The organism is Streptococcus oralis Uo5 (genome assembly GCF_000253155.1).
In the GTDB taxonomy this organism is placed as follows: Bacteria; Bacillota; Bacilli; order Lactobacillales; family Streptococcaceae; genus Streptococcus; species Streptococcus oralis_L.
This window is the reverse complement of record NC_015291.1, coordinates 916,360-942,241: the sequence shown is the minus strand read 5'-3', so window position 1 is coordinate 942,241 and position 25,882 is coordinate 916,360. Positions and strand designations below refer to the sequence as shown.

18 protein-coding genes and 1 pseudogene are annotated in these 25,882 nt (G+C 40.5%); 2 read left to right on the top strand and 17 right to left on the bottom strand.

All coding sequences use genetic code 11. From position 1 onward, the window contains the following. Positions 1-8: 8 nt before the first annotated feature. The 12 genes and pseudogenes from serB to SOR_RS04660 form a co-directional block, all read right to left on the bottom strand. On the bottom strand, positions 9-653 hold the full coding sequence (gene serB, locus SOR_RS04715) for a phosphoserine phosphatase SerB (RefSeq protein WP_000084491.1): 645 nt from the start codon (positions 651-653) through the stop codon (positions 9-11). Between the two features lie 58 nt (positions 654-711). Continuing rightward, positions 712-2,145, bottom strand: a complete 1,434-nt coding sequence (gene glgA, locus SOR_RS04710) for a glycogen synthase GlgA (RefSeq protein ID WP_000697274.1) — start codon at positions 2,143-2,145, stop codon at positions 712-714. Next, positions 2,142-3,281, bottom strand: coding sequence for a glucose-1-phosphate adenylyltransferase subunit GlgD (gene glgD / locus SOR_RS04705; RefSeq protein ID WP_000687046.1), 1,140 nt, complete (start codon positions 3,279-3,281; stop codon positions 2,142-2,144). The genes glgA and glgD overlap by 4 nt, the downstream gene beginning before the upstream one ends. Beyond that, positions 3,271-4,413: a glucose-1-phosphate adenylyltransferase gene (locus tag SOR_RS04700; RefSeq protein ID WP_000787250.1), complete on the bottom strand. Its 1,143-nt coding sequence runs from the start codon at positions 4,411-4,413 to the stop codon at positions 3,271-3,273. The genes glgD and SOR_RS04700 overlap by 11 nt, the downstream gene beginning before the upstream one ends. Positions 4,414-4,571: 158 nt before the next feature. After that, positions 4,572-6,467 (bottom strand): 1,4-alpha-glucan branching protein GlgB, encoded by a 1,896-nt coding sequence (gene glgB / locus SOR_RS04695; protein ID WP_001064531.1) that lies wholly within the window; start codon positions 6,465-6,467, stop codon positions 4,572-4,574. 271 nt (positions 6,468-6,738) lie between these two features. After that, positions 6,739-8,163, bottom strand: coding sequence for an NADP-dependent glyceraldehyde-3-phosphate dehydrogenase (locus SOR_RS04690; RefSeq protein WP_000186346.1), 1,425 nt, complete (start codon positions 8,161-8,163; stop codon positions 6,739-6,741). Positions 8,164-8,359: 196 nt separating this feature from the next. Beyond that, a complete protein-coding gene (gene pulA / locus SOR_RS04685) occupies positions 8,360-10,645 on the bottom strand; it encodes a type I pullulanase (RefSeq protein WP_000286537.1) in 2,286 nt (761 codons plus the stop codon). Positions 10,646-10,794: 149 nt separating this feature from the next. Beyond that, positions 10,795-12,753, bottom strand: a complete 1,959-nt coding sequence (gene ligA / locus SOR_RS04680; RefSeq protein ID WP_001005755.1) for an NAD-dependent DNA ligase LigA — start codon at positions 12,751-12,753, stop codon at positions 10,795-10,797. An 89-nt stretch (positions 12,754-12,842) separates the two neighbouring features. Beyond that, on the bottom strand, positions 12,843-14,021 hold the full coding sequence (locus SOR_RS04675) for an MFS transporter (RefSeq protein WP_001079359.1): 1,179 nt from the start codon (positions 14,019-14,021) through the stop codon (positions 12,843-12,845). Positions 14,022-14,101: 80 nt separating this feature from the next. Beyond that, the gene (locus SOR_RS04670; protein ID WP_000400529.1) at positions 14,102-14,965 is read right to left on the bottom strand and encodes an Rgg family transcriptional regulator; all 864 of its coding nucleotides are present in this window, start codon (positions 14,963-14,965) and stop codon (positions 14,102-14,104) included. A 3-nt stretch (positions 14,966-14,968) separates the two neighbouring features. Continuing rightward, positions 14,969-16,870, bottom strand: coding sequence for a ribosomal protection-like ABC-F family protein (abc-f, locus tag SOR_RS04665; protein WP_000584836.1), 1,902 nt, complete (start codon positions 16,868-16,870; stop codon positions 14,969-14,971). 78 nt (positions 16,871-16,948) lie between these two features. Next, positions 16,949-18,102, bottom strand: a pseudogene (locus SOR_RS04660) (DUF4352 domain-containing protein). 410 nt (positions 18,103-18,512) lie between these two features. Between SOR_RS04660 and SOR_RS04655 the strand changes: the two are divergent. Together SOR_RS04655 and SOR_RS04650 are read left to right on the top strand one after the other, a co-directional pair. Then, complete coding sequence (locus tag SOR_RS04655) at positions 18,513-20,231, top strand: phospho-sugar mutase (RefSeq protein WP_000222129.1); 1,719 nt, start codon at positions 18,513-18,515, stop codon at positions 20,229-20,231. A gap of 110 nt (positions 20,232-20,341) precedes the next feature. Beyond that, positions 20,342-20,689: a thioredoxin domain-containing protein gene (locus tag SOR_RS04650; RefSeq protein WP_000434657.1), complete on the top strand. Its 348-nt coding sequence runs from the start codon at positions 20,342-20,344 to the stop codon at positions 20,687-20,689. 34 nt (positions 20,690-20,723) lie between these two features. Here SOR_RS04650 and SOR_RS04645 read toward each other — a convergent pair whose 3' ends face one another. From SOR_RS04645 to pta, 5 genes are all read right to left on the bottom strand, one after another. After that, positions 20,724-21,533, bottom strand: a complete 810-nt coding sequence (locus tag SOR_RS04645) for an MBL fold metallo-hydrolase (protein WP_001290609.1) — start codon at positions 21,531-21,533, stop codon at positions 20,724-20,726. Between the two features lies 1 nt (position 21,534). Continuing rightward, complete coding sequence (gene vicK / locus SOR_RS04640; RefSeq protein WP_000568722.1) at positions 21,535-22,884, bottom strand: cell wall metabolism sensor histidine kinase VicK; 1,350 nt, start codon at positions 22,882-22,884, stop codon at positions 21,535-21,537. Beyond that, entirely contained in the window at positions 22,877-23,584 is a 708-nt protein-coding gene (yycF, locus tag SOR_RS04635) for a response regulator YycF (protein ID WP_000722055.1), read from the bottom strand. The genes vicK and yycF overlap by 8 nt, the downstream gene beginning before the upstream one ends. A gap of 56 nt (positions 23,585-23,640) precedes the next feature. After that, positions 23,641-24,819 (bottom strand): A/G-specific adenine glycosylase, encoded by a 1,179-nt coding sequence (gene mutY / locus SOR_RS04630; RefSeq protein WP_000886156.1) that lies wholly within the window; start codon positions 24,817-24,819, stop codon positions 23,641-23,643. A gap of 82 nt (positions 24,820-24,901) precedes the next feature. Further along, positions 24,902-25,876, bottom strand: a complete 975-nt coding sequence (gene pta, locus SOR_RS04625; protein ID WP_000451575.1) for a phosphate acetyltransferase — start codon at positions 25,874-25,876, stop codon at positions 24,902-24,904. Between the last annotated feature and the right edge of the window lie 6 nt (positions 25,877-25,882).

The window sequence follows — 25,882 nt, the reverse complement described above, 5'->3', positions numbered from 1 at the left end:
GTTCCCTCTCATTCTAAGAAATCAATCAAAGGTAGAACTTCTAAAAGATCCCTCGTATCTATATGACAAGCTATCTCTGTTTTTACGACCTCTTTGGCACAAAAGGCTATTCCGTGACCTGCTGATTTCAACATTAATAGGTCATTGGCACCATCACCTATGGCAATCGTTCTTTCTTTGGGAAGTCCTAATTCCTTTCTCCATTTCTCAAGAGTAACTTGTTTTACTTGACCTGTCACAATTTCACCAACTAGTCGACCTGTTAAAAATCCGTCTTTGACTTCCAACTGGTTGGCGGAGAAATAGGAGATACCAAGGGATTTTGCTAATCTCTCAACTATTGGTGCAAATCCACCAGACACTAGACCGACTAGGATGCCCTTCTTTTGAAGTATGGAGATAAATTCTTGAGCATTCTTGGACAGATGAATGGATTTGAAGACAGTATCAAAGACTGAAATCGGAAGACCTTCTAACAAAGCCACTCTCGCTCGTAAGCTTGTTTCAAAGTCCAGTTCGCCTCGCATTGCCTGGCTTGTAATCTGCGATATTTCTTCTTCGCAACCTGCTTCTTTTCCTAAAAGATCAATCACCTCTTCTGCTATCAGGGTGCCGTCAACGTCCATGACACACAAGCCTTTTACTTGAGACATAAGCTTTCCTTTCTAAACAGCCCAAAAATCGTATGAAAGAATCATACGATTTTATCTATTAGTTGACTAAACTATGGTACAAGTCCAGGTAAGATTTGCAGGCTGTATCCCATGAGAAATCACATTCCATAGCTTGTTTTTGTAGATTTCTCCAAACTTCCGTCTGATACTTATAAACATCCAAGGCTGTTTGGAAACTCCAGTTAAGCCAGTATGGTGTTAAATTGTCAAAGCTAAATCCAGTACCATTTCCTTCGATTGGATTGAAGGATTGAACCGTATCACGCAAACCACCAACCTCATGAACCAATGGTAGAGTTCCATAGCGCATCGCCATCATTTGAGACAAGCCACATGGTTCAAAACGACTTGGCATGAGGAAGAGATCACAAGCTGCGTAGATTTCTTGAGCAAGTTTGATGTCAAAAGTGATATTTGCTGATAGCTTGTCAGGATAGACTTGAGCAAACCATGAGAAGGAATGTTCAAAAGCCGGGTCTCCTGTTCCTAAAAGGACTATTTGAACGTCCTCCTGTAAGAAACGATGCAAGCTTTCTACAACGACATCAAAACCTTTTTGGCGGGTCAAACGAGAGACAATCCCAACTAGAGGAACATCTGCTCGCACAGGTAGACCAACTCTCTCTTGCAATTTTGCTTTGTTTTGTGCTTTTCCAGACAAATCTTCTTTATCAAAATGATAGTCTAAAAGAGCATCTGTCTCTGGATTATAGAGATCTGCGTCAATACCATTGACAATACCTGAAACCTTTCCTGACTCCATGCGAAGAATCTGGTCCAAACCGCAACCAAACTGACTGGTCATAATCTCATGCGCATAGCTAGGAGAAACGGTTGAGACACGATCCGCGTATAGGATACCCGCTTTCATCCAGTTGAGACAATCATTCCAGCGAAGCGTTCCATCAGCATAGCGTTCAAATCCAACACCGAACAAATCCCACAACATTCCTTCAGAAAATTGACCTTGGAATTCCAAATTATGAATGGTTAAAACGGTTCTGATTCCTTGATATACTTGAATCCAATGGTACTTTTCTTTTAACAAGAAGGGAATCATTGCTGTGTGGTAATCATGAACATGGAGAAGGTCAGGGATAAAATCGATGCGTTCCATGGCTTCAAGAGCAGCCAGTTGGAAAAAGGCAAAGCGTTCACCATCGTCAAAATCACCGTACACATGTCCACGGAAGAAATAATATTGATTATCAATGAAGTAGAAGGTTACGCCATTCAAAACCGTTTTCTTAATACCACAGTACTGTCTACGCCATCCTACACTAACTTCAAAGTGGAGAACATCCTCGATCTGGTCACCAAACTTAGCTTCTACCATATCATAATAAGGCAAGAAAACTGCAACTTCGTGCCCCGCTTTTACAAGTGATTTGGGAAGTGCGCCAATGACATCGCCCAAACCACCTGTTTTTGAAAAGGGTGCTCCTTCTGCCGCTACAAATAAAATTTTCATGAATAAATGTCCTCTGTTACTGTTTCACCCTTCTTCACTACAACTGGATGTTCTGCTGTTCCTCGAATGACAACACCGTCCGCAACTTCAACACCTTTGTCTAGGATGGCATATTCAACTTGAGCACCTTGACCAATCACAACTCGAGGGAATAAAATGCTGTCTTTCACCACACTATCTTTATGAACATAAATGTTACGAGATAGGACTGACTGAACTACTTCACCCTCAATGATACTACCAGAAGCAAACTGAGAACTTCTTACTTTTGAAGTATTCGCATAGTAGGTTGGTTCTTCATTCTTAACTTTTGTATAAATCTTTTGATTTGGTGAGAAAAGAGAGTAGAATTTTTTAGATTCAAGCATATCGATGTTTGCTTGATAATAGGACTGAACAGAATGAATGTTCGCTAAGTAGCCTGTGTATTCGTAAGCAAAAGCTCCTTCTTTTGCAGCTAAATCACGAAGAACATAGCGTAACTTTTCAGGATATTCTTTCTGAGCCTCTTCTTCAAGTCGTTCAATCAACCAAGGAGTATCCACAACAAAGATATCTGTAGACATGTTGAAGAGTTCATCCGTAGATTTGTTATCAAATAGTTTGTGCGAACGAACATGGTCAGTTTCATCAATTTCCAAGATAGCATTCACATCAGAAATGTCTTTCTTCGGAAGTTTCTTATATACAACTGTGATTGGACCTTTCGTTGTATTGTGTAGGTGGAAGACTTGATTCAAGTCAATATTCACCAGCACATCGCAGTTAATCGAAACAGTTTGGTTTGAACCTGAACGTTTCAAGTAGGTAAGAAGCTGTTGGTAATACTCTTTTCCAACCGTACTGCTTTCAACACGAGTATTGTAAATTCCTAGATAGTAGTGACTTAGAAGGGTGGACAAGCCCCACTCACGACCTGAACGGATATGGTCGAAAACTGAGCTGATATTATCTTGTTGGAAAATACCAAAGATACTACGAACACCTGCATTTGCAAGACTGGAAAGGGGGAAGTCAATCAAACGGTATTTCCCACCGAAAGGTAAGCTAGCTACCGGACGGTGTTCTGTTAATGTTGACATATCATGAAAACCAACTGTGTTTCCTAAAATGGCTGAATATTTATCAATCTTCATCTGTTGCTACCCCCACTACTTCATTGTATCCTACTACTTGTACTTCGTCAGTTCCGTCAATCTCTACGCCGTCTGCAATAATGGCACCTTCACCAATAATAGCACGAGTAATCTTTGCTCCATGGCCAATAATAGCCCCACTCATGATGACAGAATCAACGACCTCAGCACCTTCACGTACTTGTGCTTCTGTTGAAAGAATCGAACGTTTAACCGTTCCATCTACAAAACATCCATCTACGACCAATGAATCTTCAACGTGTGCATGCGCACCAAAGTAGTTTGGTGGTGAGATCAAGTTTCTTGAGTAAATTTTCCACTGACGATTGCGGCTATCCAAAGCATTTTCTGGCGAAATGTACTCCATATTGGCTTCCCAAAGTGACTCAATCGTACCAACGTCTTTCCAGTAGCCATTAAATTCATAAGCATAGACACTTTCACCAGACTCGAGATAGTTAGGGATAACGTTCTTCCCAAAGTCTGACATATCCACATTGCTCTTTTCAGCAGCAACAAGCATATTGCGAAGTCGTTTCCAGTCAAAAATATAAATCCCCATCGAAGCCTTTGTAGACTTAGGTTGCGCAGGTTTTTCTTCGAATTCAACGATACGGTTATTGGCATCTGTATTCATGATACCGAAACGGCTAGCTTCTTTGAGAGGTACGTCTAGGACAGCTACTGTCAAACTGGCATTGTTATCCTTATGGGACTGAAGCATATCATCATAGTCCATCTTGTAGATGTGGTCACCAGAAAGAATCAAAACATACTCAGGATTAACGCTGTCGATGTAGTCAATGTTTTGGTAGATAGCGTGACTAGTCCCTTCAAACCAACGGTTTCCTTCGCTGGCTGAATAAGGTTGTAAAATAGAGACACCTGAATTGATACCATCCAATCCCCAGCTAGAACCATTTCCAATATGGTTGTTCAAAGCAAGAGGTTGGTACTGAGTAATCACACCAACATTATGGATTCCAGAGTTTGCACAGTTGGAAAGAGCAAAGTCAATGATACGGTAGCGCCCACCGAATTGCACTGCCGGTTTGGCAATGCTTTGAGTGAGTTTTCCGAGACGTGTTCCTTGCCCACCCGCAAGGATCAAAGCTAGCATTTCATTCTTCATTTTCTACTCCTTTATAAAGTCATATGAACGTTAAAATCGAAAGAAGGTCGGAAGTCAAACTTTTTATAAAAATAATAGGAAATCCATTTCTCTTGTGTTTCAAGTCCAATACAAGTACATCCGTTTTTAAAATCTAAAAAATTATAATCAACAGCTCATTATTCTTTTTTCTTAGCTGGTTTCAAACGACGCTTGATCTTCCAGATGCTTGCTCCCATGGCAGGCAAGGTAAAGGTCAAAGTCTGCTCATAATCTTTCCATAAGCCTTCTTGAGTCTGAACTGTTTGATTGTGCTCTTTCCACACACCTCCCCATTCTTCTAATTCTGTATTCCAAACTTCTTCGTAAATACCTGCAACAGGTAAACCAATCGTAAAGTCCTTACGTTCAACTGGTGCCATGTTAAAGACACAGACTAACATTTCGTCTTTCTTGCCCTTACGAATAAAGGAAAGGACACTCTGATCTCTATTATCAGCATCGATAATCTCGATACCATCATAACTAGTATCAATTTCCCACAGACAGCGATGGTCTTTATAGAATTGATTGAGTTGTGAAGTGAAATGCTTCATCTTGGCATTCATCGGATCTTCTAGATTAGACCATTCCAACTGCTCCTCAGACTTCCACTCTAGGAATTGCCCGTACTCACTACCCATGAACAAGAGTTTCTTACCTGGATGACAAATTTGATAGGTGTAGAGGTTGCGCAGACCAGCGAACTGATTGTAGCGATCTCCCCACATCTTATGCATCATACTCTTCTTACCATGAACCACTTCATCATGTGAAAAAGGTAGGAGATAGTTTTCATTGAAAACATACATAAAGCTGAAAGTCACCAGATTAAAGTCATACTTACGATAAATCGGATCTTCCTCGTAGAAACGGAGAATGTCGTTCATCCAGCCCATATTCCATTTATAGTCAAATCCAAGGCCGCCCATTTCTTTCATACCAGTAATCTTTGTTGCTGATGAACTTTCTTCTGCAATCATCATGATATCTGGATGAGCTAACTTGATCACTGTGTTCAACCGTTGAAGGAAATAATAACCCTCGTAGTTAAGGTTTCCACCATCTTTGTTTGGAGTCCAAGGAGCATTATCATAATCTAGATACAGCATATTGCTCACTGCATCGACCCGAATACCATCTAAGTGGTAAGAATCAATCCAAAATTTAATACTTGAAATCAGGAAAGACTGGACCTCATTTTTCCCGAGGTCAAAATTCAGCGCACCCCAACCATAGTTATGAGCCTTGTTGTGGTCTTGGTATTCAAAAGTTGGTGTACCGTCATAATATGCCAATGCATCATCATTAATAGTGAAATGACCTGGAACCCAGTCGACGATAACACCGATATTATTTATATGACACTCTTCAACGAAATCTTGGAATTCCTCAGGTGTACCATAGGAATGTTCAAAAGCAAAGTAACCCATAAGTTGATAGCCCCAGCTCAATCCAAGTGGGTGAGCCATTAAAGGCATGAACTCAATATGTGTATAGTTCATCTCAACTAAGTATGGAATCAACTCGTCTTTCAGTTGCGAAAAAGTATAGGGACTTCCATCTGGATTTCTCTTCCAAGATCCTGCATGGGCTTCATATATATTAACTGGTCTCTCGAAAAATCCCAGACGTTTGCGACGTGCTAGCCAAAGGCCATCTTTCCATTTCTTTTCACGGATATTGGTCAAAACAGCTCCTGTACCCGGTCTAGCTTCAAAATAAACTGCCAACGGATCGATCTTCATAATCTGGTGACCATTTGCACGCGTGATATGATATTTATAAATCTGACCTTCCTGAGCTTGACTCGTAAAGACTTCCCAAACACCTGCTTCATTACGAACCATGGGAATCTGATTCTCAACCCAATCGGTAAAATCACCAACTAGATGAACTGCTTGTGCATTTGGGGCCCAAACCCTAAAGGTATAGCCTATTTCTCCGTTTTTCTCCTCTCTATGCGCTCCTAAATAATGCTGGAGGTGAAAGTTCTCACCTGTAGTAAAGGTTCTTAATGCTTCTTGATTATTCATTCAATCCCCTTTCTTTTGTAAGCGTTTTCTATAATTCTATTATACACTCTTTTAAGATAACTTTCAAGTAATTTACGAAGGAAATCATATTTTTTTATGAAAGTCTTCAAAAAATTACCTAGCATTTTAAAAAAGATATCCAGAAAATAGAACACGAAACAATTTCCATATATTTTTTTATTATAATACCAGAATATTCGTTTTTTATCAATTTTCTACTGTATTTTTTTAAAAAAATAAAACCAGGAAGTTATTTTCCTGATTTTATAAATTATCTCACATCAAAAACAATGGATTTAACATTTGTCATCGCTTCGATACTATATTTAATTCCTTGCACTCCTGCACCAGAACCTTTTACACCAAGGAATGGGAAATTATCTGGTCCACGTTGTGTTTTATTATTAATATGAACGGTACCAACTTCAAGTTTCTCAGCAATTTCAAATGCCTTCTTAAAGTCATTTGTAAAGACTGAAGATTGAAGACCGAATTCTGATTCATTAGCAATTTCAAGTGCTTCATTGGCATCTGCAACTCGAATAATTGGGAGAACAGGTCCAAATGGTTCTTCCCAGGCTAATTTCATGTCTCTTGTGACATAATCAAAAAGTCCTGGCCAAATGAGATTATTCTCACGTTTGATTGGGCTGAGCGCTTTAGCACCCTTTTCTTGAGCGTCTTCAATCAATCCCCAGATGAAATCAGCTGAAGCATTATCAATAACAGGTGTGATATCTGCATTGTCAAATGGATCACCGACCGTTAGCTTAGCAACTTCGGCTTGGAGCAATTCAGCCAATCTGTCTGCTACGCTTTCCACAACCAAAACACGTTTGATAGCAGTACAACGCTGACCAGAGTAGCTAAAAGCACCACCTACGATTTGCTTAGCTGCATTTTCTAAATCTGCATCTTCTAAAACAATTGCTGCATCTTTTCCACCAAGCTCCAGCATAATCGGGCGCATACCAGCTAAACGACCAATACGCTCCCCAATCGGTGTTGAACCTGTAAAGTTAATGAAGTTCACTTCCTTGTGTTCGATGATGTAGTCTCCGATCTCAGAACCACGTCCAGTGATGGTGTTAAAGACACCTGCTGGGATTCCTGCTTCGTCAAATGCTTTAGCCAGCAAGAGACCAGAAATAGATCCTTGTGTTGGTGGTTTGAACATAACGACATTTCCTGCAATCAAAGCCGGAGCAATCTTAGATCCAGAAAGGTTGACTGGATAGTTAAATGGTGCAATAGCTAGGACGACTCCAACTGGCTCACGACGGACAACGGCTAGTTTATTTTTACTTGCAGCTTCAAAACCCCCACCTTCCATAGCTTGTCCAGTGATACGGAGGCCTTCCTCAGCAGCAAAACGAATCAATTCTGCTGTACGTACTACTTCTCCAATGGCTGCTTTAATCCCTTTTGCAACCTCTTTGGCAAGAATGGTACCAATTTTTTCTTTATCACGTTCCAAAATGTCTGCTGTCTTATGCAAATAAGCTGCACGCTCAACTGGTGCTAAATCACGCCATGCTGGGAGAGCTGTACGCGCTGCTTCCATAGCCTCATCTACTTCAGCCTGACTCATAGCGGGTACTGTCCCCAGTTTTTCCTGATTGATGGGAGAATAGATGGCAATCTCATTCTCTGATGATTTCCATTTTCCATTCACTAAATTCTGATAATTTGTCAAATTCTCTTCCTCCTGAAAATGATTAAACCTTATTTTATCAAATTTTCAGAAAATTACAACCCTTTTTAGAAAATATTGATATTTTTTTCACAAACTTGATTCTTCAAATTATTTGAAATTTATTCCTAATAGATATTGGTTTTTCAATAAAAAACAAAAAAGGTCTAGATTTAACTAAACCTTTTTGTAGTATTTACTATGAGAGCACCTTCAAGACTGCAACGCTAATATCATCAATAACATTAGACTCTTGAGAACGACTATTGGACACAAGCATTTCAAGATTTCCTGCATTTTCAAAGTAGAAGGAAGTTCCCTTGGCATTGAATACCACCAATAAGTGCTCTGCTCCACCGTGAATTTCGTAAACAATCCATCCACTATTTTCAGCAGCTGTATGGACGAAGACATGACGATAAACTTCTTCGTATGTAGGATAAGAGAAAGCACGCCTTTGTGTTTTTAGGCGAATAATCTGGCGAATAAAGTCAATGCTCTCTTGTCTCTCATTGATTAAATCCCAGTTGACCTGGTTGACACTATCTGGAGCATTGTAACTATTCATGGCCCGTTCTCTATCTGCCGGAGTCAGCTCGCCATTTTCTCCTGTAGCAAGGAGTTTGGTGCGACCAAATTCTTGCCCCAGCTCTATAAAGGACATCCCTTGCATAAGAATGCTCATCGCTGTTGCTGTCTCGACCTGACGCATAATCTTATCTGAACTGTGATCTGGGTGAAGGGTTGCTAACAAATCATGCAAGTTGTAATTATCATGGGCTTCCACGTAGTTAAGAACTTGGTTTGGACTAAGATATGAACCCAACTCTCGGCTACCAAGAATAGCTTTGGCTACAATCGGTTCTGTAGCTGCACCACTTACAAATCCTGACTTGATTGCACCATAAACTTCTCCTCCTTTGATGGCATCACGCTGATCATCGTTGAAGAAGCCGATATTTGGCATTTGGTAGGCATTGTCCTTCTTGGCCTTGTCATAAGGTGCAAGACCTGTTCCCATATCCCAGCCTTCTCCATAAGTTATAATACGGGGATCAACCTCATCTAGCGCCCAACGAATTGCCTGCATGGTTTTGACATCGTGAATTCCCATCAAGTCGAAACGGAAACCGTCAATATTGTATTCTTTCACCCAATAAAGGAGTGAGTCAATCATATACTTGCGGTACATTTCGTGTTCGCTTGCGGTTTCATTTCCAACACCTGTGCCGTTTTGGAAGGTTCCATCTGGATTCATACGATAGTAATAATCAGGGACAGTTGTTTGGAAAGGTGCATCAACCGTTGAGAAGGTATGGTTGTAAACGACATCCATAATAACACCGATTCCCGCATCATGATATGCCTGAATCATGGTTTTAAGGTCTCGAATAACCTGTCCAGGATCATCTAGATTGCTAGAGAAACTTGGTTCAGGAGCATTGTAGTTTTGAGGATCATAGCCCCAGTTATAGGTTATATTCCCGTCCTCGTCGTATTCCTTATGACGATCAAAGATTGGTTGGAGCTGAACATAATTACAGCCGAGTTCTTTGATATAGTCAAATGCTGTTGCTTGACCATACTGGTTAATCGTTCCTGTCTGCGCAGCCCCAAGGAAGGTCCCTCGAAGGTTTTCTGGAACTCCAGATGTCGGCGATTTTGTAAAATCACGAATATGCATCTCACAGATAACGGCTTTACATGGATTTTCCAAACGCCAAGGGGCGTCTGTCCCATGTTTGACTTTAAATCCTTCAACCTGTCTATCTTGCTGAGAGAGGATTACAGAACGTTTCCCATCAGGACTTGTAGCGATAGTGTATGGGTCTCGTATCAAGGTCTGGTGGTGCGGAAACTCAATCTGATACTGATAGGCTTTACCTGCAAGATTTTCATCCAGGTCTACACTCCAAACACCAATGGTATTGTACTTATGACTATATGAATAGCTATTCCCACGCTCAAGATTAAAGGTTTTCCAAATCGGCGCGTCGTTACTTGTATTTTCATAAACGACCACTTGAACTGCTGTAGCTGTTGGAGCCCAGAGTTTAAAGCTTGTCTGGTAGTCAGAGATACTATAACCCAACTCTCCTTGGTATCCCCAATGGTGATCAAAACTTTCACTGTGAAAGGCTTTATCAAAAGCAAACGGGTTTCGATCTTTATAGCAAGGACTTGCAATGGCTGGATTTTCAGAATAATAAACCGTCTCATCACCATCCAAAATCCAAACCTCAGTCAACAGTGGATAGTAGTTAAACCGTAGGAGATAATCTTTTGTCTTTCCATCTATTTCGACAGAAAAGGTCAGAGTATCGAGCCTTTCTGTACTTGTGACTGTAAAGGAGAATTTTGCTCCAAAATAGTCATTTTCATAATACAAATTTTCTTTAACATCTGCCTGTTTTCTACTGAATGAACAAGCATCATAATCCCCATTCTTTCGGTGAAAATGGATGACTACAGGGTATCTATACATTTCTTTTCCTAATTTCTAATTTTAATTTTTAAGTCATGCTGAAGAATTTAACGGGAATTTCAGCACTATAGAGAATAGTTTTAATAGATATAAAAACACATCAGGAGAGATAGTTTCAGACTATCTAACATCTAGTTTTCGACTATTCTTTACAAACCTTCTAGCCAAGCTTCATCTCGAACTTCGATACCAAGTTCTTGTGCTTTTTGGAGCTTGCTTCCTGCATCTGCTCCTGCTACGACAAGATTCGTTTTCTTAGAAACACTGCCTGTGACTTTGGCACCCAGACTTTCGAGTTTGCTTTTGGCTTCTGAGCGCGTGAGACGTTCCAATTTTCCTGTTAATACAACTGTCAAACCTGACAAGGCCGCATCTGCTACTACTGTCTGCCCCTTGTAGTCCAGATTGACTCCAGCTTCTTTCAACTCATCTAAGAGAATCTTCGATCCTTCTGTAGCAAAATAAGTCTGAAGGCTTTGAGCAATCACACTACCCAAGCTTTCAATACTTGCTACTTCCTCAGGATCAGCTTGGGCTAGATTTTTAATAGAGTGGAAATGTTGGAGCAAGAGTTGGCTAGCCTTGCTTCCGACATGGCGAATTCCCAGACCAAACAAGAGTTTTTCAGCAGAGTTTTCCTTGGATGCTTGAATGGCCTGATACAGTTTAGAAGCAGACTTTTCCTTGACACCTTCTAAAAGGAGGAAATCTTCTTCTTTCAAACGATAAATATCTGCCACATCTTTGACTAAATTGGTAGCAAAAAGCTTTTCAACGATAGATGGACCAAGTCCTGTAATATTCATGGCATCTCGAGAGGCAAAGTGAATCAAGCCTTCCATGATTTGAGCAGGACAACGAGGATTGATACAACGAAGAGCCACTTCATCTTCAAAGTGAAGCAACTGGCTATCACAACTTGGACAGTTTGTTGGGATATCTAGTTTCTCTTCAGAAATCCGCTTAGACTCTACCACACGCAAAACAGCAGGAATGATATCTCCAGCCTTATAAACGATAACTGTATCATCTTTGCGGATATCTTTTTCAGCGATATAATCTACGTTGTGAAGAGTTGCACGGCTTACGGTTGTGCCAGCAAGCTGAACAGGTGTTAGATTGGCAGTCGGGGTCACAACACCCGTACGACCTACTGTCCAGTCAACTGAAAGGAGCTGGGCTTCTTTTTCTTCAGCGGGGAATTTGTAGGCGACTGCCCACTTTGGAGCCTTAACGGTAAAGCCAAGTTCTTCTTGACCTGCTAGGTTGTTGACCTTGATCACCACTCCATCAATGTCATAAGGCAGATTATCCCGTTCTTGTTCAACTTCTTGGATGAAGTCCCATATCTCATCTATGTTTTCAGCCAGAATTCGTTTAGGATTAACTACAAATCCAAGCTGTTCAAGGTGCTTCAAGACCTTTTCTTGGCTGTCACGAGTTGAAGGGCTAGCTTCTTGATAGAGGAAAGTTGCAAGATTGCGTTTGGCTACTACTGCTGTATCCAACTGACGGAGGGTTCCTGCAGCTGCGTTACGAGGATTGGCAAATTCAGGCTCACCATTTTCTTGGCGAGCTTGGTTGACCTGGTCAAATGAAGCGCGTGGCATGTAACACTCTCCACGAACAGTGATATCAAGTTCTTCTGGCAAGGTCAAAGGAATGTCCTTGACACGCTTGAGGTTCTCTGTGATATTTTCACCAACAGAACCATCCCCACGTGTCGCACCGACTACCAAAATTCCCTTTTCATACGTAAGCGAGATAGACAAACCATCGATTTTCAGCTCGCAAATATAGGTCGGTTGGGGTAACTCCTTGCGAACACGCGCATCAAAAGCTTCTAACTCTTCACGTGAAAAAGCATCCTGCAAACTATAAAGAGGATACTGATGACTGTATTTTTCAAAACCATCTAAAACCTTACCACCAACACGATGGGTCGGACTGTCCGCTAAAACTTGATCTGGATAGGCGGCTTCCAACTCGACCAACTCTCGGTAGAGGCGATCATACTCGCTATCTGAAACCGAGGGATTGTCACTCGTATAGTACTCGGTCGCATAGCGGTTAAGTAAGGCAACTAACTCATTCATTCTTTCATTCATAATCCCATTTTACCACAAAGCAAGCCCTCCTCACAATAGAGAAGGGCTGAAAAATGGTTCGTAGTGAAATATTTTCTAAAAAAAAGAAATTATAACTCTTTTTTAAAATGACTTCGCACATAAACGAGGGATAAACAAGCCAGGAAAATAACCCCACTTCCAATGATCAGAAAAGAAGAGAGATGTACACTTGGCAGCACTGTCATAAAGCCTTTTGCAATCGGCATAAATAGGATGGCTAAGGTAAAAATTGTGCTTAGCACTCTCCCCAAGTATTCCCCCTCAACCTTGGTTTGCACCTGAGTAAAAAAGTGAATATTAAAAATCGTCATAAACAGTTCACAAACTAAATTTCCAGAAAAGGAAAGAAAAGTTGGCAGTGGTAACCCCATCATAAAAACTCCAACTCCAGTCAAAGCCAATAGAATCAAAAGATTATAGACACTTGCCTTTATTTTACTAGCTAGAAGAGCTCCGATAATCGAACCAATAGCGCCCATAGTCAAAATAGTTGCATAAGCTCCTTCTACCCCGTATAGTCGATTTGAAAAAGGGAGAAGAAATTCAAAAGCTGCAAAAAAGAAATTAACGCTGGAAGCGACTAACAAAAGGAAAAAAATTTCTTGCTGGCGCCAAATATAGCGAATCCCTTCTTTCATATCAGCAAAAATATTTTTCCAGCTGAAAGTCTTTTTCACTTGTTCCTGAGTCTCTTTTTTGGGAAGAAAAGCTACTAATGTAAATGCGATGAAAAAACTAATGGCATCTAAAACAAGCGTCATATGGAGACTGGCAAATTGTAAAACGAGGAAAGAAAGTACAGGGGAGCTAACACCTACAACCTGCAAAACGAGCTCTAAGCGTGCATTATAGGTCACAATCTCGTCTTTCTCTACAACCTCAGTTATAATGGCTTTATTAGCCGTACGAGAAAATGCAAAGGCAACCGCTTGAACAATATTGGCAAAAATCAAGGCAGCAATCATCAAGCTATCATTTCTGATGAAAGAAATAGCTAAACAGAGAATACCACAAACCAGGTCTGTCGTCATCAAAATTTTGCGACGCGAAAAGCGGTCTGAAATCACTCCGCCAAAGGGATTGACCAGAATCGATGTAACTAACTCGGAAATTTGATAAATCCCAAGAACAGTCTGTCCTATCGTTCCCATTGATGCCAACCAAACACTGTTTCCATAATCATAGAGCATATTTCCTATCTTATTAATCGCACCACGACTAATCAACTGGATTGCATGTCGATTCATATAAAAAGCTCCCCTCAAATTTTGAAACTATTGTATCAAAACTGAAAGGAGTCTCTTTATTTTTCCCTTATTTGGGAAATTTAAGGATTTACAAATTTTTCATAATGTTCCTGATAGTAAGCCACTTGCTCTGGAAGTCCAAGTACATCAAAAATATGCATGGATTCCTGCATCTGACTACAACCTTCTGCTTTCAAGTCTCTCTGGTAGAGGGCGAAACCCTTGAGATAATGGAAGATATTGCGCTCATAAAGCTTGATACCATTTCCAATTAACTTCTCCACATAGCCCTCAAAATAGTCCGCATCCGCAAAGGAACGGTTCTCCAAACAATGCTGGTAACAGTTAAGAGCTAGAATCAAAACGAGTTTTCGATGGCGACCAATTTCTTTATAGTACTCCTCTCGTTCCATGACTTCTCTGCCAATACGAGCCACATAGTCCACATTGTAGAAAGTATAGAGATTCCCGAAAAGAATTAACTCATACATAGTCCATTCTTCTGTTTGGAAAAGATAATCCGCCACCTTATCCAGATCACTCTGTTCCATACTGTAACTAGTATCTCTTTGACAAATAAGACCTTGTAACAGAATCCAATTCAGCTCAAAATAGAGGGGATTGGTCGAACTCTTTGCTTTCTCAAGTTGTTCCTTTTGAAGCTTTTGAAAACCTGCAATATCATTTGAATAGTAAAGCGGAATAATCTGTGCCATCAAGGCAACGTGTTCATGATTTTGAAAATCCCTAGCCTTGTCCATGAAATTTTCAATGGTCACATGAATATTATCCAAAATCTCAAAGAAACGGGAAACTGCTAGATCAGACTCCCCAAGTTCGAAGCGCGATAACTGAGAGGTCGAACATGATTCACCTGCCGCCTCTTTTAAGGAGTACTTCCCACTTGTTCGAAATTCACGAAATACCTTTCCAAGATGTTCCATTTCTTACACCTGCTCCGATAATTCTTCCCACTCAAGCATAGCTTCTTCCTGACGATGGCTGATTTTATCCAGTTCAGCCTGCAATTCCATGAGCTTTTCAGCATCGTTGGTTTCCAGCATTTGTTCAGAAATGGCTTGACTTTGAGTTTCTAACTCTTCGATTTCAGCCTCTAAACTCTCGATTTGTCGCATGAGCTTACGTGCTTCTTTCTGACTTTCTTTCTGAGTCTGGTAGTCATTGACTGGGCTCGGTTCTTTTGCTTGATTGCTAGTTGAAGCTTCTTCTGTCTGAATCGCTTCTACTTCTGCTTTCTTCTCAACATAGTAGTCATAATCTCCCAAGTAAAGAGTCGAACCATTCTCAGACAATTCCAAAACATGAGTGGCTACTCGGTTGATGAAATAACGGTCGTGGCTGACAAACAGAAGGGTTCCATCAAAGTCAATCAGGGCATTTTCCAACACTTCCTTGCTATCAATATCCAAGTGGTTGGTCGGCTCGTCCAAAATTAAGAAATTGTTGTTTTCCATTGAAAGTTTGGCAAGAAGCAAACGAGCTTTCTCGCCACCTGACAACATTCCGACTGACTTTTTAACATCATCTCCTGAGAAAAGGAAGGCTCCAAGGCGGTTGCGGATTTCAACTTCTGGTGTCAGTTTAAAATCATTCCAAAGTTCATCGATTACAGTATTACTTGGTGTTATCTTACTTTGAGTCTGATCATAGTAGCCAACCTCAACATTGGCACCAAAACGCTTCTCTCCTTTGATAAAGGGAATCTGATCCACAATAGACTTGATAAAGGTTGACTTCCCAATGCCGTTTGGTCCGACAATCGCAACAGCGTTCATCTTACGAAGGTCTAGGTTGATAGGTTCTGACAATATTTCCCCATCATAGCCAATAGCTGCATTTTCAACGGTCAAAACGATATTTCCTGACGTTTTTTCAGACTGGAAGGTCATATTGGCTGATTTCTTACCAGCTTCAGGCTTGTCCAAACGCTCCATTTTTTCTAGTTGCTTGCGTCGAGATTGGGCACGTTTAGTCGTTGAGGCTCGGACTAGATTGCGATTGACAAAGTCTTCCAGAGCAGCGATTTCCTTCTGTTGCTTTTCATAGTTTTTTGCCTCAGTAGCTAGCTTTTGCTCCTTCAACTCAACAAAACGAGAATAATTGCCCACATAACGATCCAAGGAATGCTTGTTCAAATCGAGTGTAACCGTCGCAACCTTGTCCAAAAAGTAACGGTCGTGACTGACAATAATGAGTGCACCGCTATAGTTCACCAAATAATTCTCTAGCCAGGCTATGGTTTCGATATCCAAGTGGTTGGTAGGCTCGTCCAAGACCAAGAGATTTGGCTTTTCAAGGAGCATTTTAGCCAGTGCAAGACGAGTATTTTGACCACCTGAAAGCTCAGCAATTTTCATCTGCCACATAGACTCGTCAAACTTGAATCCATTTAAGATAGCACGGATATCAGCTTCGTAGGTGAAGCCACCAGCCTGACGGAAATTCTCTGATAAACGATCATAATCCGCCATCAGTTTATCCAGATCTTCACCAGACTTTTCACCCATCTCCAGTTCCATCTGACGAAGTTGCTTCTCAGTCCGACGCAAGTCATCAAAGACGTGAAGCATTTCATCATAAATAATATTTTCAGACTCAAAACGGCTATCTTGGGCTAGGTAAGACAGAGAAACATCTTTTTTCTTATTGATTTCTCCACTAGTTGGCTCCTCTTCCCCAACCAAAATCTTCAAAAGTGTGGACTTACCAGCACCATTTTTCCCAACAAGAGCAATTCGGTCTCGTTCATCTACCTGCAGGTTTATATTATCAAACAAAAGCTCTCCTGCAAAAGAACGTTCAATTTTATTGGCTTGTAAAATAATCATACCTCTATTTTACTATCTTTTTCTCTTTTGCACAATTGCAATGAAAAAAGTTCGAGTCATAAACCCGAACCTTTCATCTTAGTATCCAATGCCTCCACGGAATGTGCGAGCCATATCTTTCAATTCATAGTTTTAGAAGAGGTATCGATGGTCCATTTTCCATCTTTCTTGGTCATTTTAATTTCATAACCCTCTTTCTTCATGTTATCACTAGTGTCTAGAGGAGTTGAATCAAATTGACTCGGTGCATTTTCTAAAATGTATTTTTCACCAGCTTTCATAGCTTCAGAGTAGTTGCTATATTTACCTTTGTTTTCTTCGTAGAACTTACGGCTCAATTCATAAACATTCAAGTTATCCAAGTCGATTGTTTCTGGTCTAACATAAACAACAGCATAGTCTGGCAAGTATGTCTTCACCTTGTAATCAACTTTTGCTCTCTTAGCATTTGCTTTGATGTAAGCATCTGCGAATGTTCTAAGTTCTGAATCAGACGGTTTGTAGTTATAGAAGCCTTTTCCGAATGATTCTGTAAATTTCTTGATAAACTCTTCTTTATCAGCTTTCGCATCGTTTGTGAATTCAGCACTATTATCAGAAGATTTTTTATCATCAGCAAGCGCAACAACTTGTGACTTATTATCAGTAGCACTTAGGTTCGTTCCACCACCAGAACTTTCCCCATTAAGGTAAACAGCATCGACATATTTTTTCATTACATCTTTCGCTTCATCAATATTGTCTTCATACTGACTTGGATCCACCTTGATTGCTACATCGTTATTCTTTTTAGAATTTTCTTTGATGTCATCGTAAAAGCTAGGTGCAAAGTGAAGTTCATACTTAGCATTCTTATCGACTTCATACACTACATAACCAGCAACGCTCTTTCCTTTAGAAAGACTGTCACCATATGACATAAATTTAGTTTTACTGTCGCTTTCATAAACTTGAATTGGTTGTAATTTTTCATCCTTTTCATTGTATAGCGTGATATCTTGGCTAGTAAAACTAAACTGTTTATCACGATTGTTCTTGATTTCGACTTGAAGTGCAAGGTATGTTGATGATGAATCCTCATCTTTAGGCAATACATACATACCGTCTTTTACAGAAACCTCAAAGTTAGAGTTTGAAGCCGTACCATTGTCGCTTGCTTTTTTTTGAGCTCCACAGGCAACCAGTGCTAAAGCTGATAAAAGCAAGGCAGAATGCTTAAGAATTTTTTTCATAATGAATTCTCCTTTAATGATTTACTATATTTTACCATACGTAGAATAAAAATCAAAACAGAAACCAGAATTTTTCAAAATATCTTAAATTTATAGACTTTTAACTTAAATTTTTCTATCTGTTCATTTGATACATTAAAGGATTCTTTATAAAAAGAATAGAATATAACAATATTGACGATTTACTTTATTTAAAAATCCCACAAAAATACTATAACTTTTAATATTTTTAAAAATTAGATAATTGATTTTCATCCCTAACTTAGTATAAGTAAGCACAGTACTCACCATTTTCCCGCTAAAGTGCATAAGTAAATTTCCTACATTTTAAGTTATGCTAACGTTTTACTAAAATGTCAAATCGTGATATAATGAAAGCGATTAAAGCAAATAAACAAAGGAGACACTCTATGACTTACCAAGAAAATTATCAAAAATGGGTCGATTTTGCTGACCTTCCAGACTACCTTCGTCAAGATTTGGAAAATATGGACGAAAAAACTAAGGAAGATGCCTTTTATACCAATCTTGAATTTGGTACTGCAGGTATGCGTGGTTTGATTGGTGCTGGTACAAACCGCATCAACATCTATGTTGTTCGTCAAGCAACTGAAGGTTTGGCTCGTTTGATTGAGTCAAAAGGTGGAAATGAAAAAGAACGTGGTGTGGCAATTGCCTACGATAGCCGTCACTTCTCACCTGAATTTGCCTTTGAATCTGCGGCAGTTCTCGCCAAACACGATATCAAATCTTACGTTTTTGAAAGCCTTCGTCCAACTCCAGAACTGTCATTTGCAGTTCGTCACCTCAACTGTTTTGCAGGTATCATGATTACTGCCAGTCATAACCCTGCTCCATTTAACGGTTACAAGGTTTACGGAGAAGACGGTGGACAAATGCCTCCACACGATGCAGACGCTTTGACTACTTATATCCGTGGAATCGAAAATCCATTCGCTGTGGAAGTTGCCGATGTAGAAGCTGAAAAAGCTTCTGGCTTGATTGAAGTTATCGGCGAAGCTGTTGATGCAGAATACCTTAAAGAAGTTAAAGACGTAAACATCAACCCAGCCTTGATCGAAGAATTCGGTACAGACATGAAGATTGTCTACACACCACTTCATGGTACGGGTGAAATGTTGGCTCGTCGTGCCCTTGCCCAAGCAGGATTTGACTCTGTTCAAGTTGTTGAAGCACAAGCAACTGCTGATCCTGACTTCTCAACTGTAAAATCTCCAAACCCAGAAAGCCAAGCAGCCTTCGCCCTTGCTGAAGAACTTGGTCGTCAAGTTGGTGCAGATGTGCTTGTTGCAACTGACCCTGACGCTGACCGTGTTGGTGTTGAAGTTCTTCAAAAAGATGGAAGCTACCTCAACCTTTCAGGTAACCAAATCGGCGCTATCATGGCTAAATACATCTTGGAAGCCCACAAAAATGCTGGAACTCTTCCTGAAAATGCTGCTCTCTGCAAATCAATCGTATCAACTGACTTAGTAACCAAGATTGCTGAAAGCTACGGCGCAACCATGTTCAACGTTTTGACTGGTTTCAAATTTATCGCTGAAAAAATTCAAGAATTTGAAGAAAAACACAATCACACTTACATGATGGGATTTGAAGAAAGCTTCGGTTACTTGATTAAGCCATTCGTACGCGATAAAGATGCTATCCAAGCCGTTCTTGTCGTTGCTGAGCTTGCTGCCTACTACCGTTCACGTGGTTTGACACTTGCTGACGGTATCGAAGAAATCTACAAAGAGTATGGTTATTTTGCTGAAAAGACTATCTCTGTTACCCTTTCTGGTGTTGATGGTGCAGAACAAATCAAGGAAATCATGGCTAAGTTCCGTAACAATGCTCCGAAAGAATGGAACACAACAGCTATCACTATCGTAGAAGACTTCAAGGCTCAAACTGCTACTGCTGCTGATGGTACTGTTACGAACTTTACAACTCCTCCAAGTGATGTTTTGAAATACACACTTGCGGACGGTTCATGGATTGCAGTTCGCCCTTCTGGTACTGAACCAAAAATCAAGTTCTACATTGCTGTTGTGGGTGAAAGCAATGAGGATTCACAAGCTAAGATTGCCAACATCGAAGCAGAAATCAATGCGTTTGTAAAATAAAAATCTATAAAAGATGAGACCAACCAATCTCATCTTTTTTCGTATCAAATCTAAGCATTTTTAGAAACTTTATGGCATACTAGACTTATCAATGAAAGCGAGGTAATCTCATGGAACAATTTTTAGAAAACATCAAAGACCTTGAAGTCACTACAGTTGCGCGTGCGCAAGAAGCTCTTGATAAAAAAGAAACTGCAACCTTCTTTATCGGTCGCAAAACTTGCCCTTACTGCCGTAAATTTGCTGGCACATTGGCAGGTGTCGTAGCTGAAACTAAATCCCACATCTACTTCATCAACAGTGAAGAACCAAGTCAACTCAATGAGTTGCAAGCATTCCGCTCACGCTACGGAATTCCAACCGTACCAGGCTTCGTTCACATTGCAAATGGCCAGATCAATGTCCGTTGCGACTCTTCTATGTCAGCACAAGAAATCAAGGACTTTGCTGGATTGTAAAAAAACAATAAAAGAAGGCACTCGCCTTCTTTTATTATATATCTGTCAATGGTGTTGCGGTATCTGGAGAGGTATCATAAACCTTAAAGTCTACTCCGACTCCCAGATCAGCCTGGGCTAACTGATTGACCATAGTCATATGAGCCAGCTCCTTGATATTGTTCTCTTTGGACAAATGCCCAAGATAGATTTTCTTTGTTCGATTTCCCATTGCACGAATCATGGCTTCAGCACCGTCCTCGTTAGAAAGGTGACCGAGATCAGATAGAATTCGCTGTTTGAGACGCCAAGCATAAGATCCAGCTCGTAAGATTTCCACGTCGTGGTTCGACTCGATAAGATAACCGTCAGCATTCTCAACAATCCCTGCCATACGATCACTAACATAACCTGTATCGGTCAACATGACGAAGCTCTTGTCGTCTTTCATAAAGCGGTAAAACTGGGGTGCTGCCGCATCATGGCTAACCCCAAAACTCTCAATATCAATATCGCCAAAGGTTTTGGTTTTGCCCATTTCAAAAATATGCTTCTGCGATGAATCCACCTTACCGAGGTACTTGCTATTTTCCATAGCCTGCCAGGTTTTTTCATTGGCGTAAAGGTCCATACCATATTTGCGAGCCAATACACCAACTCCATGAATATGATCTGAGTGCTCATGCGTAATCAGAATCGCATCCAGATCTTCTGGTTTGCGATTGATTTCGCTCAAAAGACTGGTGATTTTCTTACCAGACAAGCCTGCATCCACTAAGATTTTCTTTTTTGGAGTTTCCAGATAAAAGGAATTTCCACTGGAACCTGATGCTAAAATACTGTATTTAAAGCCTTTTTCACTCATTCTAGTCTTCTATTTCGTCCTCCCATATTTCTTCTTTTACGGCATCCTTATCATAAGGGAGCACTATGGTAAAGGTCGATCCCTTACCGTATTCACTTTTGGCCCATATAAAGCCATTGTGTTGTTTGATGATTTCTTTTGCGATGGCTAGACCTAGACCAGTTCCACCTTGAGCCCGGCTTCTTGCACGATCCACACGGTAGAAGCGGTCAAAGATCTTCGGCAAATCTTGCTTTGGAATACCTAGACCTTGGTCTTTGATGGATAAAATCATCTGGTCATCAGTGGTCTTCATGCTAACAGTAATTTTGCCGCCATCTGGTGAGTACTTGATGGCATTGTTAAGAATATTATCAATCACCTGAGTCATCTTATCGGTATCAATCTCAATCCAAACTGAATTAATTGGATAATCTCTAACAAGTTCATATTTTTTCTCTTCATCCTGGCTCCTCATCTTATCAAAGCGGTTGAGAATAAAGGTGATGAATGCTGTAAAATTAATCAATTCCACATCTAGCTGACTTGTCGTATTATCAATACGAGAGAGATGCAAGAGATCTGTTACCATCCGCATCATACGGTTGGTTTCATCGAGTGAAACCTTGATAAAATCAGGTGCAACAGGATCATACAGAGCTCCCTCGTCCAAGGCTTCAAGATAAGATTTAACACTGGTCAAAGGAGTTCGCAACTCGTGACTCACGTTCGAAACAAAGAGTCTTCGCTCACGCTCTTCCTTCTCCTGTTCGGTCGTATCATGTAAAACGGCAACCAAACCAGAGATGAAACCTGACTCACGGCGAACCAGAGCAAAACGGACACGAAGGCTCAGGTATTCACCATTTACATCCTGGGAGTCAATCGTCAACTCAGGAATCTGTGTAATCAGATCACGCAGCTCATACTCATCTTCTATCTTAAGCAATTCGAGGATGCTTTTATTCAGAACATCTTCTTTCTGCACTCCGAGCTGTTTCTTGGCCATATCGTTGATCATAGTAATCTGGCCGCGGCGATTAGTCGCAAGAACGCCATCTGTCATGTAAGAAAGAATACTGTTCAATCGTTTACTCTCTTGTTCCAGATTTTCTTGGGTCAAACGAATAACTTCTGACAAATCGTTCAGATTATTGGTGATATTGGTGATTTCTGTACTTCCTTGCAAGTCCAAAACTTGAGAATAATCACCTGCAATCAAGTCCTTCACCTTTTGATTTATCTCCTTTAGACGGATATTATCCCGACGATTTTCCAGTAACAGCAAGGTCACTACCAAGATAAAACCAAGTAAAATCAGGATAAAGATAAAATCGCTGGTCAGAATAGTTTGTCTAATATCTTCAATCATTATTTCTCATATAGTAGCCAACACCACGACGTGTGAGAATGTACTCTGGGCGACTTGGAGTGTCTTCTATTTTCTCACGCAAGCGTCTAATGGTCACGTCCACTGTACGAACATCACCAAAATAGTCATAACCCCATACAGTCTCAAGCAAGTGTTCACGTGTAATCACTTGACCAATATGAGACGCCAAGTGATACAAGAGTTCAAACTCACGGTGGGTCAAATCTAATTCCTCACCATATTTCTTAGCCACGTAAGCATCTGGAACGATTTCCAAATCACCAATTTGTAAAGGTTGCGTCTTCTTCTCATCGGACTCTTGGCTATCCACAGAAACTATGTCTGTACGACGAAGCAGAGCCTTAACACGTGCTTGCAACTCACGGTTTGAGAAAGGTTTTGTAACATAATCGTCTGCACCTAACTCTAAACCAATAACCTTGTCAAATTCGCTATCCTTAGCTGATAGCATGATAATCGGCACGCTACTAGTCTTACGAATAGCTTTAGCAACTTCTAAACCATCAATTTCAGGTAGCATCAAGTCGAGGATAATAATATCTGGTTGCTCTGCTTCAAATAGCTCGATTGCCTCACGACCATTGAAGGCTGTAACAACTTCATAACCTTCCTTGGCCATATTAAACTTAATAATATCTGAGATTGGTTTCTCATCATCAACAATTAATATTTTTTTCATTTTATCACCTTTTCTCTATCTATTATAACAAAAAAATTCAAAGAAGGCACAAATGGCTACTGTAGGCCTTCATCTTCAAAAGTTGTTTTATAAGCCTGCCAAATTTTTTGTTGAGGTTTCGCAAGTGGATAATCAGAAAACTCTTGAGGAGAAACCCAACGAATTTCTCTGTCTGAAAACTGTTTTGTTTCTGTCACCTGACCAGCTAGGATTTGAATGTGCCATTTCCGATGACTAAATACATGCTTGACCTGGTCAAATACTTGCTGGGACCAATTCACTTCTAAATCATAATCCTGCTCAAAGTTTTCTTGAGGGCTTGGTCCAAATGCTCTGCTTTCCTCTTTGACTTGTGAAAAGAGATCTAGCTGATCGTCATCACTTGAGAAATCATCAACTTCGATCAAGGGGAAATGCCAAAAACCGGCTAGCAGTTTCTCGCTTTCATTTTTCTCTAGTAAAAATTGTCCTTGGTCATTGCGTACAACCAAAGCCTTGAGATAAATTGGCAGGGGCTTTTTCTTGGGTTCTTTAATCGGATAACGACCCATGGTCCCATTCTGATAGGCTGCGCTAAAGTCCTTAACAGGACTTTCTTCTGGTCGAGGGTTAACTGGAGCCTCTATGTCAGAACCTAAATCCATCAGAGCTTGGTTAAAATCACCTGGTCGTTTCGGGTCAATCAAGATTTCCATCATAGCTTGGAAAATCTTTCGATTGCTGGGAACTCCGATATCATGATTAACCTCAAACAAGCGTGCCAAAACTCGCATGACATTGCCATCGACCGCTGGCTCAGGCAAATTAAAAGCGATACTGGAAATAGCTCCCGCAGTATAGGGGCCAATCCCTTTCAGGCAAGATATTCCTTCATAGGTGTTTGGAAACTGACCACCAAAGTCAGCCATAATCTGCTGGGCTGCAGCCTGCATATTGCGCACTCGAGAATAATAACCCAAACCTTCCCAAGCCTTCAGCAGACGCTCTTCAGGGGCATTGGCCAGACTTTCAACAGTTGGAAACCAGTCCAAGAATCGTTCGTAGTATGGAATAACTGTATCCACCCTGGTCTGCTGGAGCATGATTTCAGATACCCAGATGTGATAAGGATTTTTACTTCTCCGCCAAGGTAGATCTCGCTTGTTTTCATCATACCAGTTGAGGAGTTTTTCACGAAATGAAATGACCTTCTCCTCTGGCCACATGACGATACCGTATTCTTTCAAATCTAACATATATCTAGTATAACATAGAAGCTTCTAACTGTCCTTTTCTCAGTACTAAAAAGCCTCTTCCCATGGGAAAGAGGACTAAATCTTATTGATGAACTGCTTGAGCTGCTGTGATAAGGGTCAGCTTGTAAACATCATCTGCATTACATCCACGAGAAAGGTCGTTAACTGGTTTGTTCAATCCTTGCAAAACAGGTCCGACAGCCGCAAAACCACCGAGACGTTCAGCCATCTTATACCCAATATTTCCTGCTTCGATACCTGGGAAGACAAAGACATTTGCTTGACCAGCTACATTACTTCCTGGAGCTTTAAGAGCTGCAGTTTCAGGAACAAAGGCAGCGTCAAATTGCAACTCACCATCAATCTCAAGGTCGGGACGCAAGTCGTGAGCAATTTTTGTAGCTTCCACTACCTTATCAACACTTTCACCAAAACCTGAACCTTTAGTAGAATAGCTTAGCATAGCAATTTTAGGTTCAATACCAAACATTTTAGCTGTGATTGCTGAATTGATCGCAATTTCAGCCAAAGCTTCTGCATCTGGATTGATGTTAATGGCACAGTCTCCAAATAGGTAACGTTCCGTACCACGAACCATGAGGAAAGCACCTGAAGTACGAGTTACGTTTGGACGAGTTTTAATGATTTGTAGGGCTGGGCGAACTGTTGAAGCAGTTGAGTGAATTGCACCAGATACCATACCGTCAACCAAGCCCAAGTAGACTAGCATCACACCAAAGTAGTTGACATCATCAACCAAAACTTTGCGCGCTTCTTCTTCAGTCATTTTGCCCTTACGACGCTCTACCAAGGCAGCAACCATTTCTTCAAATTGAGGATAATGTTGGGGATCAATCACTTCATAACCATCTATGATCCCTTCGATTTCAAGATAAATTTTAATTTTTTCAGGGTTTCCGAGCAAAACAGGAATTACTTCTGTTTCTTTTACCAAGCGTTTTGTTGCTTGAAGAATACGTGGCTCTTCCCCTTCAGGGAGAACGATACGAGCATTTTTGCCAACCAGGTTGGCTTTGAGACTTTCAAAAACTTCCATGAGTTT